General features: G+C 55.7%; 14 protein-coding genes and 2 pseudogenes. 12 read left to right on the top strand and 4 right to left on the bottom strand.

What is annotated here, in order from left to right:
- The first annotated feature begins 12 nt into the window (after positions 1-12).
- Positions 13-105 carry a protein MgtR gene (gene mgtR, locus ACQ0PY_RS22405; protein ID WP_094030729.1) on the top strand — a complete coding sequence of 31 codons (93 nt, stop codon included), beginning with the start codon at positions 13-15 and terminating at the stop codon, positions 103-105.
- A gap of 12 nt (positions 106-117) precedes the next feature.
- Entirely contained in the window at positions 118-204 is an 87-nt protein-coding gene (mgtU, locus tag ACQ0PY_RS22400; protein ID WP_252869633.1) for a magnesium transporter protection protein MgtU, read from the top strand.
- 367 nt (positions 205-571) lie between these two features.
- On the opposite strand, the gene ACQ0PY_RS22395 is transcribed toward mgtU, so the two are convergent.
- Positions 572-1,474, bottom strand: a complete 903-nt coding sequence (locus tag ACQ0PY_RS22395) for a LysR family transcriptional regulator (RefSeq protein ID WP_042999054.1) — start codon at positions 1,472-1,474, stop codon at positions 572-574.
- A gap of 103 nt (positions 1,475-1,577) precedes the next feature.
- On the opposite strand from ACQ0PY_RS22395, the gene ACQ0PY_RS22390 reads away from it, so the two are divergent.
- Together ACQ0PY_RS22390 and ACQ0PY_RS22385 are read left to right on the top strand one after the other, a co-directional pair.
- On the top strand, positions 1,578-1,988 hold the full coding sequence (locus ACQ0PY_RS22390) for a CidA/LrgA family protein (RefSeq protein WP_042999055.1): 411 nt from the start codon (positions 1,578-1,580) through the stop codon (positions 1,986-1,988).
- Positions 1,981-2,670 carry an LrgB family protein gene (locus tag ACQ0PY_RS22385; RefSeq protein WP_044257358.1) on the top strand — a complete coding sequence of 230 codons (690 nt, stop codon included), beginning with the start codon at positions 1,981-1,983 and terminating at the stop codon, positions 2,668-2,670. Before ACQ0PY_RS22390 ends, ACQ0PY_RS22385 begins: the two co-directional genes overlap by 8 nt.
- A gap of 42 nt (positions 2,671-2,712) precedes the next feature.
- On the opposite strand, the gene actP is transcribed toward ACQ0PY_RS22385, so the two are convergent.
- The 3 genes from actP to acs form a co-directional block, all read right to left on the bottom strand.
- On the bottom strand, positions 2,713-4,362 hold the full coding sequence (actP, locus tag ACQ0PY_RS22380) for a cation/acetate symporter ActP (RefSeq protein ID WP_042999057.1): 1,650 nt from the start codon (positions 4,360-4,362) through the stop codon (positions 2,713-2,715).
- Positions 4,359-4,673, bottom strand: a complete 315-nt coding sequence (locus ACQ0PY_RS22375; RefSeq protein ID WP_042999058.1) for a DUF485 domain-containing protein — start codon at positions 4,671-4,673, stop codon at positions 4,359-4,361. Before ACQ0PY_RS22375 ends, actP begins: the two co-directional genes overlap by 4 nt.
- A gap of 235 nt (positions 4,674-4,908) precedes the next feature.
- Positions 4,909-6,867, bottom strand: a complete 1,959-nt coding sequence (gene acs / locus ACQ0PY_RS22370; protein ID WP_044257356.1) for an acetate--CoA ligase — start codon at positions 6,865-6,867, stop codon at positions 4,909-4,911.
- 431 nt (positions 6,868-7,298) lie between these two features.
- On the opposite strand from acs, the gene nrfA reads away from it, so the two are divergent.
- The 8 genes and pseudogenes from nrfA (at position 7,299) to gltP (ending at position 15,511) form a co-directional block, all read left to right on the top strand.
- A complete protein-coding gene (nrfA, locus tag ACQ0PY_RS22365) occupies positions 7,299-8,735 on the top strand; it encodes an ammonia-forming nitrite reductase cytochrome c552 subunit (RefSeq protein ID WP_099433569.1) in 1,437 nt (478 codons plus the stop codon).
- 44 nt (positions 8,736-8,779) lie between these two features.
- The gene (gene nrfB, locus ACQ0PY_RS22360) at positions 8,780-9,343 is read left to right on the top strand and encodes a cytochrome c nitrite reductase pentaheme subunit (RefSeq protein WP_042999062.1); all 564 of its coding nucleotides are present in this window, start codon (positions 8,780-8,782) and stop codon (positions 9,341-9,343) included.
- Positions 9,340-10,011, top strand: coding sequence for a cytochrome c nitrite reductase Fe-S protein (nrfC, locus tag ACQ0PY_RS22355; RefSeq protein WP_042999063.1), 672 nt, complete (start codon positions 9,340-9,342; stop codon positions 10,009-10,011). Before nrfB ends, nrfC begins: the two co-directional genes overlap by 4 nt.
- On the top strand, positions 10,008-10,964 hold the full coding sequence (gene nrfD, locus ACQ0PY_RS22350) for a cytochrome c nitrite reductase subunit NrfD (protein ID WP_042999064.1): 957 nt from the start codon (positions 10,008-10,010) through the stop codon (positions 10,962-10,964). Before nrfC ends, nrfD begins: the two co-directional genes overlap by 4 nt.
- 26 nt (positions 10,965-10,990) lie before the next feature.
- Positions 10,991-12,762, top strand: a pseudogene (locus ACQ0PY_RS22345) (heme lyase CcmF/NrfE family subunit); the annotation flags it as partial.
- An 80-nt stretch (positions 12,763-12,842) separates the two neighbouring features.
- Positions 12,843-13,208, top strand: a pseudogene (gene nrfF, locus ACQ0PY_RS22340) (heme lyase NrfEFG subunit NrfF); the annotation flags it as partial.
- Complete coding sequence (nrfG, locus tag ACQ0PY_RS22335) at positions 13,195-13,803, top strand: heme lyase NrfEFG subunit NrfG (protein WP_090050339.1); 609 nt, start codon at positions 13,195-13,197, stop codon at positions 13,801-13,803. The pseudogene nrfF and the gene nrfG, both read left to right, overlap by 14 nt.
- A gap of 397 nt (positions 13,804-14,200) precedes the next feature.
- Positions 14,201-15,511 carry a glutamate/aspartate:proton symporter GltP gene (gene gltP, locus ACQ0PY_RS22330; RefSeq protein ID WP_042999068.1) on the top strand — a complete coding sequence of 437 codons (1,311 nt, stop codon included), beginning with the start codon at positions 14,201-14,203 and terminating at the stop codon, positions 15,509-15,511.
- Positions 15,512-15,595: the final 84 nt, after the last annotated feature.

Genomic DNA, 15,595 nt, shown 5'->3' with positions numbered 1-15,595 from the left:
GGAGGCGCTGGGATGAACCGTTCTCCGGACACTATCGTCGCGCTGATATTTTTCCTGATGGGGCTGCTGGTGCTGCTGTTAGCAATCTGGCAAATCTTGTTCTGAAAGGGGGGCGCGATGCACAGAGGATCGCTGGATAAAGTCTTTATCCGGGTGGTGATTATCGCATTCATCATTATTTTGCTGACAATCTGGATTAGATAAGGGGCTTTTTGTCTCGCCTGTTTGCCGGGCAGCGGCTAACGTCATGCCCGGCCTACTGTTCACGTACAGGAAATCGAATTTTTTCAGCCCTGGAATGTGGTGGTTGAAATTTGACCATTTTTTATTGGTACGCCAGCAGACAAACCGGCACTACGAGAGGATGGTCATTTCGGCATTTTAAGGCAGTTTTTGTACTTTCAGCGAATAGCAGGCGGATCTTACCTGCGTCAGGCCGGGATATACCTCATCAGACCGATCTCGCGCGCATGGGTTTTCAGTCCCTGAACATTCAGACCTGTCACCGCATGGCGGTAAACCCTCACTTCTGTGCAAATCGATATCGCACAGGCCACCGGTGGCGCGATGCTTACCGGGCAACTGAGGGCACTTGCTCCGCCCAAAAACCTTCGCAGCACGATAACCACGCTTTGGCGCTGTGTGAGAGATACACCCCTTCGCGCCAAATCATCCCCAACTGCCAGCGCAACTCGCTTTCCAGCGGGATCCAGCGCAGCGTATTTTTGTCCAGCCGTTCGCAGATGGGCTCCGGCAGAATGGCAATCCCCACGCCCGCCTGCACCATCGCCGCAAGAAAGTCCCACTGTCCGCTGCGTACCGCGATACGCGGCTTGACGTCATGCTCACTGAACAACTGCATTAACTGGCGGCTCAGGGCGAAATCTTCGTTGTAGATTAACAGCGGATGCTCGGCCAGCGCTTCTGGCGATACGGACTGGCAGGTGGTCCACTGACCGGAACGTGGCACCAGTACGCACAGGGGGTGGCTGAATACGGGTAACGTCGCCAGACCACTTTCTTCTTCTACGGGTAGCGCGGTCATCGCAACGTCCAGTTCACCATTCATCACCGCCTGCTGCACCGTTAACCCGCCAAACTCGGAAACCTTGAGCTCTACGCCGGGGTAACGCTGGCGAAACAGGCCGATCGGTCCGGCCATCAGCATGCCGACCATCGGCGGGATGCCAAGGCGCAGCAGCCCTTTGTTGAGATGGTTGATGTCGCCCAGTTCGGCTTCCAGTTGACGAAACTCGGCCAGAATCGCCAGCCCGCGTTCAAACACCACGCGACCGGTATCGGTGAGCAATAGCTTGCGGCCGTCGCGGATCAGAAGCGTACAGTTCAGTTCATCTTCCAGATTTTTCAACATCTTGCTGATGGTCGGTTGGGTGACAAAGAGCTTCTCTGCTGCGCGGGTGAAGCTCTGTTGGCGCACCACTTCAACAAAATAACGCAGCGTTCTGATATCCATGAGTATTCCTTCCGACTATGCCTGTAATGATTTTAATTCATTTCAGTCATCGGCGGGGTCTCTCTATACTGGCGTTCCCTATTATTTTTCAGGATGTTCCCTCATGGCTGTGGCGATAAGCCGCGTTACGCCTGCCGTTTTGCAACGACTTCAGGTTCCGGTTCAGGTACTGCTGTATGCAGGTTTGTTTATCGTTGCGCAATATCTTGTCTCCTGGCTGCATCTGCCGTTACCGGCCAATCTGGTGGGGATGGTGTTGATGCTGGCGCTGATTGTCTGTCGCATCCTGCCGCTGAGCTGGGTTCGCGCCGGGGCGCGCTGGCTACTGGCGGAGATGCTGCTGTTTTTTGTTCCGGCGGTCGTGGCGGTGGTGAACTATGCCCATCTGCTGCTGGTGGACGGCTGGCGGATTTTTTCGGTCATTGCGATCAGTACGCTAATGGTGCTCGGTGCCACGGCATGGGTGGTGGATAAGGTCTATCGCTATGAGATAAGCAGGTTAAACCGTGACTAATCTCCAGCTCAGCGTGCTCTGCCTGGCGATTACGCTGGTTATCTATTTCGCCAATAAACGTCTGTACCGTCGTTTTCGTAAGCTGCCGTTGATGCCGCTGGTCCTCACGCCCGCGCTGCTGGTGTTGATGCTGGTGTTGGGGCATATCTCCTGGCAAAGCTATATCGGTGAATCCCATTGGCTGTTGTGGCTGCTTGGCCCGGCAACGATCGCTTTTGCCGTGCCGGTTTACGACAATTTCGCCATCATCAAACGTCACTGGATGTCACTGACCGCAGGCGTGGTGACGGCAACGGTGGTCGCGGTGACCAGTTCCGTCTGGCTGGCGCGCTTATTTACCCTGCCGGACGAAATTCAGCGCAGCCTGGCGGTGCGTTCGGTGACCACGCCGTTTGCCCTTGCGGCGGCTGAACCATTGGGTGGGCAGCCGGATTTAGTGGCGCTGTTTGTGGTGGTGACCGGCGTCTTTGGCATGGCGGTCGGGGATGCGCTGTTTTTACGTCTGTCGATTCGTGAAGGGATGGCGAAAGGCGCAGGATTTGGCGCGGCGTCGCACGGTGCGGGAACGGCGCGCTCGTATGAGCTTGGTCAGCAGGAGGGCGTGGTTGCCAGCCTGGTGATGATGCTTTCCGGTGTGGTGATGGTGCTGGTCGCCCCGCTGGTGGCAAGGCTGATGTTCTGAGAATGGATCCCCGGTCAGCGTGACCGGGGAAAAGCGTGTCGATTAGTGGGCGCGGCCTTGTTCGACGCCGAAGCCCGTCTGGGAACGGATAAACTGAGCACGGAACTGCTCACGCTCGCGATTCCCTTCTGTCGAGTTATCCGTGGCAGAGAAGAACCAGATCCCCAGGAATGCCACGGTAATGGAGAACAGCGCCGGGTATTCATACGGGAAGATAGCTTTTTCGTGACCGAGGATTTGTACCCAAATGGTGGGGCCAAGAACCATCAGCACGACGGCCGTCAGCAGACCCAACCAGCCGCCCATCATCGCGCCACGCGTGGTCAGCTTCGACCAGTACATGGAAAGCAGGATGATCGGGAAGTTGCAGCTCGCGGCGATAGCAAACGCCAGACCCACCATGAAAGCGATGTTTTGATTCTCGAACAGCACGCCGAGAATAATCGCAATCACGCCCAGTACCAGCACGGTGATTTTCGACACCCGCAACTCTTCACGTTCGGTCGCCCCTTTACGGAACACGTTCGCATACAGATCGTGAGAAACCGCAGATGCACCCGCCAGCGTCAGACCAGCGACGACCGCCAGAATGGTGGCGAACGCCACGGCGGAAATAAAGCCGAGGAACAGGTTACCGCCCACCGCATTCGCCAAATGTACCGCCGCCATGTTGTTCCCGCCAATCAACGCGCCCGCCGCGTCTTTATACGCCGGATTGGCACCGACCAGCATGATGGCGCCAAAGCCGATGATGAAAGTCAGGATGTAGAAATAACCCATAAAACCGGTGGCATAGAACACGCTCTTACGCGCTTCGCGGGCATCACTGACCGTGAAGAAACGCATCAGGATGTGCGGCAGGCCTGCCGTACCAAACATCAGGCCGAGCCCCAGTGAGAGCGCGGAGATTGGGTCTTTCACCAACCCGCCTGGGCTCATAATCGCAGAGCCTTTCGGGTGAACCGCCATCGCTTCGGTGAACAGGTTATTGAAGCTAAAGCCGACGTGCTTCATCACCATAAAGGCCATAAAGCTGGCGCCGAACAGTAGCAGCACGGCTTTGATGATCTGCACCCACGTGGTTGCCAGCATGCCGCCGAACAGCACGTACATCATCATTAGCACGCCGACCAGCACCACCGCAATGTGGTAGTTCAGGCCGAACAGCAGTTCAATCAGTTTGCCCGCACCGACCATCTGTGCAATCAGATAAAGGGCAACCACCACCAGCGAACCGCAGGCCGACAGAATACGGATCGGGCCTTGCTTCAGGCGATAAGAGGCCACATCGGCAAAGGTATAGCGACCGAGGTTACGCAGACGCTCGGCGATCAGGAACAGGATGATCGGCCAGCCGACGAGGAAGCCCAGCGAGTAGATCAACCCGTCATAGCCGGAGGTAAACACCAGTGCGGAGATCCCGAGGAACGACGCCGCCGACATGTAATCGCCCGCAATCGCCAGTCCGTTCTGGAAGCCGGTGATATTTCCGCCCGCCGTATAGTAGTCGCTGCGTGAACGTACGCGTTTAGAGGCCCAGTACGTAATACCCAGCGTAAACACAACGAAAATCAGGAACATGACAATCGCCTGCCAGTTGGTTGGCTGGCGTTGTACTGCACCGCTAATGGCATCCGCCGCGTTGGCCGCGAAGGGTAGTGTGGCGGCAAGCGCCGTCAGGACTCTCTTCATAATGCGTTAACCTCGTGCAGTACTGCCTTGTTCAGACGGTCAAATTCGCCGTTCGCCCGCCAGATGTAGATGCCGGTCAGAACGAAAGAGATCAGAATCACCCCCACGCCAATCGGAATACCCCGGGTGACGCTGGTTCCCTCATGAAGCGGGGTTCCCAGCCAGCCAGGCGCAAAAGCAATCAGTAGAATAAAGCTGATATAGACCACCAGCATGATGATCGACAGTATCGTGGCAAACCGTTGCCTTTTTTCAACTAATTCCCTGAAACGCGCACTGTCTTCTATCCGCTGATAAATGGTGTCATTCATCACAGAGTCTCCAGAGGCCCCCTGAGTCTTTCACGCCACAGATGCGTTGGCCGCACTTGCCCACCCCAGTCACATAGTGAACGATGTGACCGGGGATGTGCTCGCTTGCCGCCTTCCTGTGACACGAAATCCTTTGGGGAGGTTTTTATATTTCCCCTCCCAATGAAGAGAGGGTAGGGTCAGAACTTGTAGGGGCGTAGGCCGGATCAGCGCAACGCCATCCGGCATCTTTTTATTATGATGGCATCGCGATGGCCTGCTTCTCTTCGAGCAGCTTCTCTACCACGCCAGGATCGGCGAGCGTCGAGGTATCGCCCAGATTGCTGGTATCGCCCGCCGCGATCTTGCGCAAAATACGGCGCATGATTTTGCCGGAACGGGTTTTTGGCAGTGAGTCGGTCCAGTGCAGCACGTCTGGCGTCGCCAGCGGGCCAATCTCTTTACGTACCCAGTTGCGCACGTCGGCGTACAGTTCAGGCGACGGCTCTTCGCCGTGATTCAGCGTCACATAGGCATAAATCGCCTGGCCCTTGATGTTATGCGGAATGCCGACCACCGCCGCTTCGGCAATCTTGGGATGCGCCACCAGCGCGGATTCAATTTCCGCCGTGCCCAGACGGTGACCGGAGACGTTCAGCACGTCGTCAACGCGCCCGGTGATCCAGTAGTAACCGTCTTCGTCACGACGCGCGCCATCGCCGCTGAAGTACATGTTTTTAAAGGTTGAGAAGTAGGTTTGCTCAAAGCGTTCATGATCGCCGAACAGCGTACGCGCCTGTCCAGGCCAGGAGTCGGTGATCACCAGGTTGCCTTCGGTGGCCCCTTCCTGCGGATGGCCTTCGTTATCCACCAGCGCCGGCTGCACGCCGAAGAACGGGCGGGTAGCGGAACCCGCTTTCAGTTCGGTTGCGCCCGGAAGCGGGGTGATCATGAAGCCACCGGTTTCGGTCTGCCACCAGGTATCCACCACCGGGCATTTTTCGTTACCGATCTTTTTCCAGTACCACTCCCACGCTTCCGGGTTGATCGGCTCGCCAACCGATCCCAGAATGCGCAGCGATGAGCGGTCAGTGCCCTCAATCGCCTTATCGCCTTCCGCCATCAGGGCGCGGATCGCCGTCGGCGCGGTGTAGAGAATATTGACCTTATGCTTATCCACCACCTGGCTCATGCGCGCCGGCGTCGGCCAGTTCGGCACGCCTTCAAACATCAGCGTGGTAGCGCCGCAGGCCAGCGGCCCATACAGCAGGTAGCTATGTCCGGTAACCCAACCCACATCGGCGGTGCACCAGTAGATATCGCCCGGATGGTAATCAAACACATATTTAAAGGTCGTTGCGGCATATACCAGATAGCCGCCGGTGGTGTGCAACACGCCCTTCGGTTTACCGGTGGAGCCCGAGGTATAGAGGATGAACAGCGGATCTTCGGCGTTCATCTCTGCGGGTTGATGCTCAGGGCTGGCTTTTTCAATCAGATCGCTCCACCACAGGTCGCGACCTTCCTGCCACTCGATGTTGCCGCCGGTGCGCTTGAGTACAACCACATGCTCGATGGTTTTCACGTTCGGGTTTTTCAGCGCATCGTCGACGTTTTTCTTCAGCGGAATGCTGCGACCAGCGCGCACGCCTTCATCAGCGGTAATCACCAGCTTCGAACTGGAATCAATGATGCGACCGGCGACCGCTTCCGGCGAGAAACCGCCGAAGATCACCGAATGTATGGCACCAATGCGGGCGCAGGCCAGCATCGCGACGGCGGCCTCTGGCACCATTGGCATATAGATCGCCACCACATCGCCTTTTTTAATCCCCAGATCCTGCAGCGTATTGGCGAAACGGCAGACATCGCGATGCAGTTCGCGATAGCTAATATGTTTGCTCTGCGAGGCGTCATCGCCTTCCCAGATGATGGCGGTGCGCTCGCCATTTTCCTGCAGGTGGCGGTCGAGACAGTTGGCCGCCAGGTTCAGCGTGCCGTCCTCATACCATTTAATGGAGACATTGCCCGGTGCGAAAGAGGTGTTCTTCACTTTCTGGTACGGCGTGATCCAGTCGAGAATTTTTCCCTGCTCGCCCCAGAAGGTATCTGGCTCGTTAATAGATTGTTGATACTTCGCTTCGTACTGCTCCGGATTTATCAGGCAACGATCCGCAATGTTTGCGGGAATAGCGTGTTTGTGAATTTGGCTCATGGCTTTTGTTCTCCTTGTAGGATGTTAATAATATGTCTCACAAACGTTAAATGTAGGGGCTTTGACAGTTTTGTTTAGCTTTTGCGCGACAGATCACGCAATACAGGAATTGTGCAAATTAACGGCAATACGTTTTTTGAAGGAAACCAACAAAAGTTGGTAAAATCTTTCCGTTACAGAGGGTTATGTTAATTATTCACGAACGGTGATCGAGGTCGAAAAAGAGGAAAGGAGTAGAGAAAAAACGGCTTGACTAACTCTAAAGTGGTATTTTACATACACTTACAATTGATTAAAGACAACATTTTGAGTGTGGTTTTTTGTTACATCTAGATTAGGGCAATGTCATGGCGGTGTGTGTGGTTATCGTCATGGATAGAATAAAAAAGAACCGTCATTGAACGCAATGGCGCAATCTGGATGAGACCTCTATGGCAAGGATTACACTACGCGCACGTCGTTTCTTCAGCCTGATCGTACCGCTGTTTTTCATTTCTGCGGTTTATGCTGAGCAAACGCCCGAACCCGCAAAATCAGTTACCGTTGAAGCGAAGAATGAAGTCTTCGCCCCTCAGCATCCCGATCAATACCTCTCATGGAAAGCGACTTCAGAGCAATCAAAACGTGAAGACGCGTTAGCGGAAGATCCCCGTCTGGTGATCTTGTGGGCGGGATATCCGTTCTCCCGTGATTACAACAAACCGCGTGGGCACGCCTATGCGGTGACCGACGTGCGTGAAACCTTACGTACCGGTGCCCCAAAAAACGCTGAAGACGGTCCATTGCCGATGGCCTGCTGGAGCTGTAAAAGCCCGGACGTGGCGCGTTTGATCCAGAAAGACGGTGAAGATGGCTACTTCCACGGCAAATGGGCGCGCGGCGGCCCGGAAATCGTGAATAACCTGGGCTGCGGCGACTGCCATAACACGGCGTCACCTGACTTTGCGAAAGGTAAACCTGAGCTGACGTTGTCTCGTCCGTATGCGGAACGTGCGATGGAGACCATCGGTAAGCCATTCGATAAAGCCGGTCGTTTCGACCAGCAGTCGATGGTTTGCGGGCAATGCCACGTTGAATATTATTTTGACGGCAAAGACAAAGCCGTGAAGTTCCCGTGGGATGACGGCATGAAAGTCGAAGACATGGAGAAATACTATGACGCCATTACCTTCTCTGACTGGACCAACTCGCTGTCAAAAGCGCCGATGCTGAAAGCACAGCATCCGGAATATGAAACCTGGAGCGTGGGTATTCACGGCAAAAACAATGTGACCTGTATTGACTGTCATATGCCGAAAGTGCAGAACGCTGAAGGTAAACTCTATACCGATCATAAGATTGGCAATCCGTTCGACAACTTCCCGCAAACCTGTGCGAACTGCCATACCCAGGACAAAGCTTCTCTGCAAAACGTGGTCGCTGAGCGTAAGAAGGCAATCAATGGGCTGAAAATCAAAGTTGAAGATCAACTGGTTCGTGCGCACTTCGAAGCGAAAGCGGCCTGGGATGCGGGCGCAACGGAAGCGGAAATGAAGCCGATTCTGAGCGATATCCGTCACGCGCAGTGGCGCTGGGATCTGGCCATTGCCTCTCACGGTATCCATATGCACGCCCCGGAAGAAGGTCTGCGGATGTTAGGTATCGCGATGGACAAAGCCGCCGATGCGCGGACTAAGCTGGCGCGTCTGTTGGCAGCCAAAGGCATCACCCATGAAATCGCGATTCCGGATATCTCCACCAAAGAGAAAGCCCAGGCGGCCATTGGTCTGAACATGCAGCAGATTAACGCCGATAAACAGGACTTTATCAAAACGGTGATCCCGCAGTGGGAAGAACAGGCGCGTAAAAACGGTTTGTTAAGCCAATAACCCCATTCCGCCTCGCAAGGGGCGGATAACTCAACGGAGTGAATATGAGCGTATTACGTTCGTTATTAACTGCTGGGGTGCTGGCGTCAGGTCTGTTATGGAGCCTGAGTGGAATAACCGCCACGCCAACGCCGCAGGAATCGGAACGCTGGGAGGTGACGCCACAGCGTAGCCCGGATGCCGCGTGTCTGGACTGTCACAAGCCGGATACCGAAGGGATGCATGGTAAGCATGCGTCCGTGACCAATCCGAACAATAAACTGCCGGTCACCTGTACTAACTGTCATGGCAAGCCATCGCCTCAGCACCGTGAAGGGGCGAAGGATGTGATGCGCTTTAACGAGCCGATGTATAACGTGGAGCAGCAGAACAGCGTTTGTCTGTCCTGCCACTTGCCTGAACAGTTGCAAAAAGCGTTCTGGCCGCACGATGTTCACGTGACTAAAGTGGCCTGCGCCAGTTGTCATTCGCTGCATCCGAAGCAAGACACGATGCAGACGTTAAGCGATAAAGGACGAGTTAAGATTTGCGTCGATTGCCACAGCGATCAGCGTAACAACCCGAACTTTAATCCGGCGTCTGTGCCCTTGCTTAAGGAGCATCCATGAGTTGCTCTCGTCGCCAGTTCATCACCGGCGTCGGCGCGCTGGTGGCCGTCAGCGGTACTGCAGGACGCGTGGTGGCGAAAACGTTGAATATCAACGGCGTGCGATACGGCATGGTGCATGATGAATCATTATGCATCGGCTGTACCGCCTGTATGGATGCCTGTCGGGAAGTCAACAACGTGCCGGAAGGCGTGTCGCGACTGACCATCATTCGCAGCGAACCGCTGGGCACGTTTCCGGATGTGAAGTACCGCTTCTTCCGCCATTCGTGCCAGCACTGCGATCACGCGCCGTGCGTTGACGTCTGCCCGACCGGGGCGTCGTATCGCGACGCCGCGAATGGCATCGTGGATGTGAACCCGGATCTCTGCGTCGGCTGTCAGTACTGCATCGCCGCGTGTCCGTACCGCGTGCGCTTTATCCATCCGGTCACGAAAACAGCGGATAAATGCGATTTTTGCCGTAAAACCAATCTGAAAGCGGGCAAACTGCCTGCCTGCGTCGAGTCTTGCCCGACGAAGGCGCTGACGTTTGGTAATCTGGACGATCCTGACAGCGATATTTCCCGGCTGTTGCGGCAGAAAACCACCTATCGCTACAAGCTGGCGCTGGGTACCAAACCGAAGGTCTACCGCGTTCCCTTTAAATATGGGGAGGTGAGCCAATGACAAACGCATCTGCTTTCCACTTTGAATCGCTGGTGTGGGACTGGCCCATCGCCATCTATCTGTTTCTGATCGGCATCTCTGCCGGACTGGTGACGCTGTCAATCCTGCTGCGCCGTTACCATCCGGAGGCGGGTGGAGCGGACAGTACGCTGCTGCGTACCACGCTGGTCGTGGGGCCGGGGGCGATTATTCTCGGCCTGCTGATTCTGATCTTCCACCTGACGCGTCCCTGGACCTTCTGGAAACTGATGTTCCACTATAGCTTTACGTCGGTGATGTCGATGGGGGTTCTGCTATTCCAGCTTTATATGGTGGTGCTGATTCTGTGGCTGGCCATCATCTTTCAAAAAGAGGTGATGGCTCTGCAACAGCGTTGGTTCCCCCGTCTTGGACTGGTGCAGAAAGTGTTGACGCTGTTAACGCCGTTCAACCGTGGACTCGAAACGCTAATGTTGGTACTGGCGGTACTGCTGGGCGCCTACACCGGTTTCCTGCTTTCGGTGCTGAAATCGTATCCGTTCCTGAATAACCCGATCCTGCCGGTGCTGTTCCTGTTTTCCGGGATCTCCTCCGGTGCGGCGGTGGCGCTGATTGCGATGGCATTACGTCAGCGTGGTAATCCGCACAGTACCGAGGCGCATTTTATTCACCGCGTGGAAACCCCGGTGGTGTGGCTGGAGATCTTCCTGCTGGCCGCCTTCTTTGTGGGGCTGGCTCTGGGCGATGACGGCAAAATGCGCGCGCTGTCGGCGGCGCTGGGTGGCGGCTTCTGGACCTGGTGGTTCTGGCTCGGCGTCGCGGGGCTGGGACTGATCGTTCCCATGTTACTGAAACCCTGGGCCAACCGCGGTTCGACGTTTCATGGTGTGCTGGCGGTCTGTGGTGCCAGCCTGACGGGCGTGCTGTTACTGCGCTTTTTCATTCTTTATGCTGGACAGCTCACGGTTGCATAAGCATGGCTGTGAGGGAAAGGTGATTTCTGGACGTACTCCTTCCTGAAGCCGGTTTTCTGGCACTGTTATTCAGCCTCGGGGTCAACGTGTTGACCCCGCTTGCCGTACTGGCAGGTGAACGCCAGCGCTGGCAGAGCGTAATGCGTCTGGCGAGCGTGGGCGTCTGGGCGCAATTTGCGTGCCTGCTGCTCGCCTTCTTGATTCTGGTGTTTTGCTTTCTGACCAGCGATTTCTCCGTTATCTATGTGGCCCAACATAGTCACAGCCTGTTGTCGTGGGGACTCAAGCTGGCGGCGGTGTGGGGCGGTCACGAAGGATCTCTGCTGCTGTGGGTGTTATTTCTGTCCGGCTGGAGCGCGCTGTTTGCCTGGCGCTATCGCCGCGAATCTGATCCTCTGTTTCCGTTCACACTCGGCGTACTCTCGGCGATCACCGCATTGCTGCTGCTGTTTGTGGTGTTCTGGTCCGATCCGTTTGTCCGTATCTTTCCGCCAGCGATAGAAGGGCGCGATCTCAACCCGATGCTGCAACATCTGGGGCTGATCCTGCATCCGCCATTGCTGTATCTGGGGTACGGCGGCCTGATGGTCGCTGCCGGAGTGGCGCTGGCGTCATTGCTGCGCGGTGATTTCACGACGTTGACCGCCTGGGTGTGCTGGCGCTGGGCGCTGCCCGGTTGGTGTGCGCTGACGCTTGGCATCATTCTCGGTTCATGGTGGGCCTATTGCGAACTGGGGTGGGGCGGCTGGTGGTTCTGGGACCCGGTGGAAAACGCGTCTTTATTACCCTGGCTTTCTGCCAGTGCGCTGCTGCACAGCCTGTATGTGTCGCGTGAACGCGGCATTTTTCGCCACTGGTCGCTACTGCTGGCCATTGTTACGCTTATCCTCTCTTTGCTGGGCACGCTGATTGTCCGTTCCGGTATTCTCGTTTCTGTACACGCTTTTGCGCTGGATAATGTGCGCGCCGTGCCGCTGTTTGCCCTCTTTGCCATTCTGAGTCTGGCCGCGCTCGGCTTGTACGGCTGGCGCGCGCGGGCTAACCAACAGGCCGTTCGTCTGAGCGGCTGGTCACGCGAAATGCTGATTCTGGCAGCGCTGCTGCTCTTTTGCGCGGTGCTGCTGATCGTACTGATTGGAACGCTCTACCCGATGATTTATGGCCTGCTGGGCTGGGGGCGACTCTCCGTTGGCGCGCCCTATTTTAACCGCGCCACCTTGCCGTTTGGCTTGCTGATGTTGGTGGTAATCGTGACAGCGATGGTCAGAAGCCGGAAGAGGGCCGTACACCGCCAGCTTCCGGCGCTGCTGGCGCACGCAGGTGTGCTGGTTTTTGCCGCGGGGATCCTCTTCTCCAGCGGCAGTCGTCAGGAGGTAAGCCTTAACCTGAGCCCAGGTCAGCAGGTTGAACTGGCGGGTTACACCTTCCGCTTTGAACGGCTGGATCTGGCCGCGAAAGGGAACTACACCACCGAAAAGGCGCTTATTACGCTGTGGCAGGGCGAGAAACGAATAGGTAGCCTGACGCCCGAGCGGCGCTTTTATTCCGCCCGTCGCCAGCAAATGATGGAACCTGGCATTCACTGGGATCTGCTTCATGACTGGTATGCGGTGATGGGTGAAAAAACGGGCGAGGAGCGGTATGCCCTGCGCCTGTATGTGCAAAGCGGCGTGCGCTGGATTTGGGGCGGGGGGCTGTTGATGATTGCCGGGGCGCTGCTCAGCGGCTGGCGTGGGAGAAAGCGCGATGCGTAATGAACCGCGGTTTTTGTCGGGGGGATTGCCGGATGGCGGCGCATGGTTTAAGCACGGCGCAGGCCTGATAAGCGCAGCGTCATCAGGCACCATCATTGCGTTTATCTTACTGCTGGTTATCTCCTTTTCCGCTCACGCTCAGGTGGTTGATACCTGGGCTTTTGAGAACCCACAGCAGCAGGAAAAGGCGTTGTCGATTGCCAGCCAGCTTCGCTGTCCGCAGTGCCAGAATCAAAACTTGCTGGAATCCAATGCGCCGGTTGCGGTCAGCATGCGCCACCAGGTCTATACGATGGTGGCAGAAGGGAAAGATGAAGCTGAAATCACCGCCTGGATGACTGCGCGGTACGGTGATTTTGTCCGCTATAACCCGCCGCTCACCGGGCAGACGCTGCTGCTGTGGGCATTGCCGTGCCTGCTGTTGCTGCTGGTTGGAGGGATTTTGTGGCGCGTCAGCAGGCGAAAAGGGGGCAACGATGAGACAACCTGAACCGTCACGCCCGATGCCTGTCAGACGACTGACTCTGGCGGCAGTGCTGATGGTCATCGTCTGTCTGTGCGGCTATCTGCTGTCGCCGAAATGGCAGGCCGTGCGAGACGAACAACGACGACTGGCCGATCCGCTGCATGAATTCGCAGAAACCGCGACGCCGGAGGCCCAACTGATAGCCCTGCAAAAACAGATTCGCGCCAACCCACAGGACAGCGAAAAGTGGGCGCTCCTCGGCGAGTATTATCTGTGGCGCAATGATTACGATAATGCGCTGCTGGCTTATGGTCAGGCACTGCGTAGCCGTGGAGAGAATGCGGAGATCTATTCGGCGCTGGCGACCGTGCTCTACTACCAGGCCGGGCAGCACATGACGCCGGCGACCCGCGAGATGATTGATAAGGCGCTGGCACTGGATGCCGGGGAAGTGACTGCGCTGATGCTACTGGCGTCGGATGCATTTATGCAGGCGGATTACAAACAGGCGATTTTGCAGTGGCAAAAAGTCCTGGATTTGAATTCGCCGCGGGTGAATCGTGCGCAGCTGATAGACTCGATAAATATGGCAAAGTTGTTACAGAACAGACAGAAATAGATTTGTGTTTTTGCGCGATTTATCTGTTTAAAAAACAGGCAAATGAACCTCGCCGCCAAAATAATTCACGACAGTTATAATTCAAAAACGCAGATTTAAAAATCTTTCCATAACAAATAGTTATGCAATATAAACCCGATAAATTCGCGTTATTATGCAATATTTCAGCGAAAAGCCCTGTTCTTAAAGGGTTGCGCAAGATGCCTTGCAAATGGTACTGATTATACACCCGTCATACTTCAAGCTGCAGGTGTGTTGGCTTCCTGCAACTCGGACTATTTAGGGTATAGCGTTAAAAAACTCTACTAACCAACGCAACACAATTCATACCCTTTCAGTATGTATCCATTCCTGCGCGATGAACAGGAGTGGCGTTCCATTGAGGAAGTTCGTCGTTATGAAAAGTTTTAAACTCAGTCTGGCCTGGCAGATCCTGATTGCCATGGTGCTGGGCATTTTACTCGGCAGTTATCTGCATTATCACAGCGACAGCCGCGAGTGGCTGATTGCAAACCTGCTCTCTCCGGCAGGGGATATCTTTATCCATCTGATTAAAATGATCGTCGTGCCGATTGTGATCTCCACGCTGATTGTCGGGATTGCCGGTGTCGGCGATGCGAAACAACTGGGACGTATTGGCGCGAAAACCATTCTCTATTTCGAAGTGATCACGACGATTGCCATTATCCTCGGGATTACGCTGGCGAACGTCTTCCAGCCGGGTTCCGGCATTGATATGTCGCAACTGGCGACCGTGGACATTTCGAAATACCAGAACACGACGGCAGAGGTGCAGAGCCACGCGCATGGCCTGATGGGCACCATTCTGTCGCTGGTCCCGACAAACATCGTTGCTTCGATGGCGAAAGGCGACATGCTGCCAATCATCTTCTTCTCGGTGCTGTTTGGTCTGGGGCTTTCCTCGCTACCGGCAACGCATCGTGAGCCGCTGGTGACGGTGTTCCGCTCCATTTCCGAAACCATGTTTAAAGTGACGCACATGGTCATGCGCTATGCACCCGTCGGGGTATTCGCGCTGATCGCCGTGACCGTGGCGAACTTCGGTTTTGCCTCGCTGTGGCCGTTGGCGAAGCTGGTGCTGTTGGTTCACTTCGCGATCCTGTTCTTCGCGCTGGTGGTGCTGGGTATCGTCGCGCGTATTTGCGGACTGAGTATCTGGATCCTGATCCGCATTCTGAAAGATGAATTGATTCTGGCGTACTCCACCGCCAGCTCTGAAAGCGTGCTGCCGCGAATTATCGAGAAGATGGAAGCCTACGGCGCGCCAGCCTCGATCACCAGTTTTGTGGTGCCGACCGGCTACTCGTTTAACCTCGATGGCTCGACCCTGTATCAGAGTATTGCGGCGATCTTCATCGCGCAGTTGTACGGTATCGACCTGTCGCTGTGGCAGGAAATCGTGCTGGTGCTGACGCTGATGGTGACATCGAAAGGGATTGCTGGCGTGCCGGGCGTCTCCTTCGTGGTATTGCTGGCAACGCTTGGTAGCGTGGGCATCCCGCTGGAAGGCCTGGCCTTTATCGCCGGGGTCGACCGTATTCTCGACATGGCGCGTACGGCGCTGAACGTGGTGGGGAATGCGCTGGCGGTACTGGTGATTGCCAAATGGGAACACAAGTTTGATCGCAAAAAAGCGCTGGCGTATGAGCGCGAAGTACTGGGGAAATTCGATAAGACTGCCCAGTAACGGTAAACGGTCTGCCGGATGGCGCTGCGCCTTATCCGGCCTACGAGTCGACATCGCTTGTAGGCCTGATAAGCAAAGCGCCAT

The sequence above is a fragment of the Citrobacter sp. LST-B2 genome, assembly GCF_057983045.1.
The sequence above is the reverse complement of the archived record's forward strand: the minus strand, read 5'-3'. Positions and strand labels throughout refer to the sequence as shown.

Coding starts and splice junctions, on each gene's coding strand:
- mgtR (WP_094030729.1), top strand. CDS start 13: ATGAACCGTTCTCCGGACACTATCGTCGCGCTGATATTTTTCCTGATG.
- mgtU (WP_252869633.1), top strand. CDS start 118: ATGCACAGAGGATCGCTGGATAAAGTCTTTATCCGGGTGGTGATTATC.
- ACQ0PY_RS22395 (WP_042999054.1), bottom strand. CDS start 1,474: ATGGATATCAGAACGCTGCGTTATTTTGTTGAAGTGGTGCGCCAACAG.
- ACQ0PY_RS22390 (WP_042999055.1), top strand. CDS start 1,578: ATGGCTGTGGCGATAAGCCGCGTTACGCCTGCCGTTTTGCAACGACTT.
- actP (WP_042999057.1), bottom strand. CDS start 4,362: ATGAAGAGAGTCCTGACGGCGCTTGCCGCCACACTACCCTTCGCGGCC.
- ACQ0PY_RS22375 (WP_042999058.1), bottom strand. CDS start 4,673: ATGAATGACACCATTTATCAGCGGATAGAAGACAGTGCGCGTTTCAGG.
- acs (WP_044257356.1), bottom strand. CDS start 6,867: ATGAGCCAAATTCACAAACACGCTATTCCCGCAAACATTGCGGATCGT.
- nrfA (WP_099433569.1), top strand. CDS start 7,299: ATGGCAAGGATTACACTACGCGCACGTCGTTTCTTCAGCCTGATCGTA.
- nrfB (WP_042999062.1), top strand. CDS start 8,780: ATGAGCGTATTACGTTCGTTATTAACTGCTGGGGTGCTGGCGTCAGGT.
- nrfC (WP_042999063.1), top strand. CDS start 9,340: ATGAGTTGCTCTCGTCGCCAGTTCATCACCGGCGTCGGCGCGCTGGTG.
- nrfD (WP_042999064.1), top strand. CDS start 10,008: ATGACAAACGCATCTGCTTTCCACTTTGAATCGCTGGTGTGGGACTGG.
- nrfG (WP_090050339.1), top strand. CDS start 13,195: ATGAGACAACCTGAACCGTCACGCCCGATGCCTGTCAGACGACTGACT.
- gltP (WP_042999068.1), top strand. CDS start 14,201: ATGAAAAGTTTTAAACTCAGTCTGGCCTGGCAGATCCTGATTGCCATG.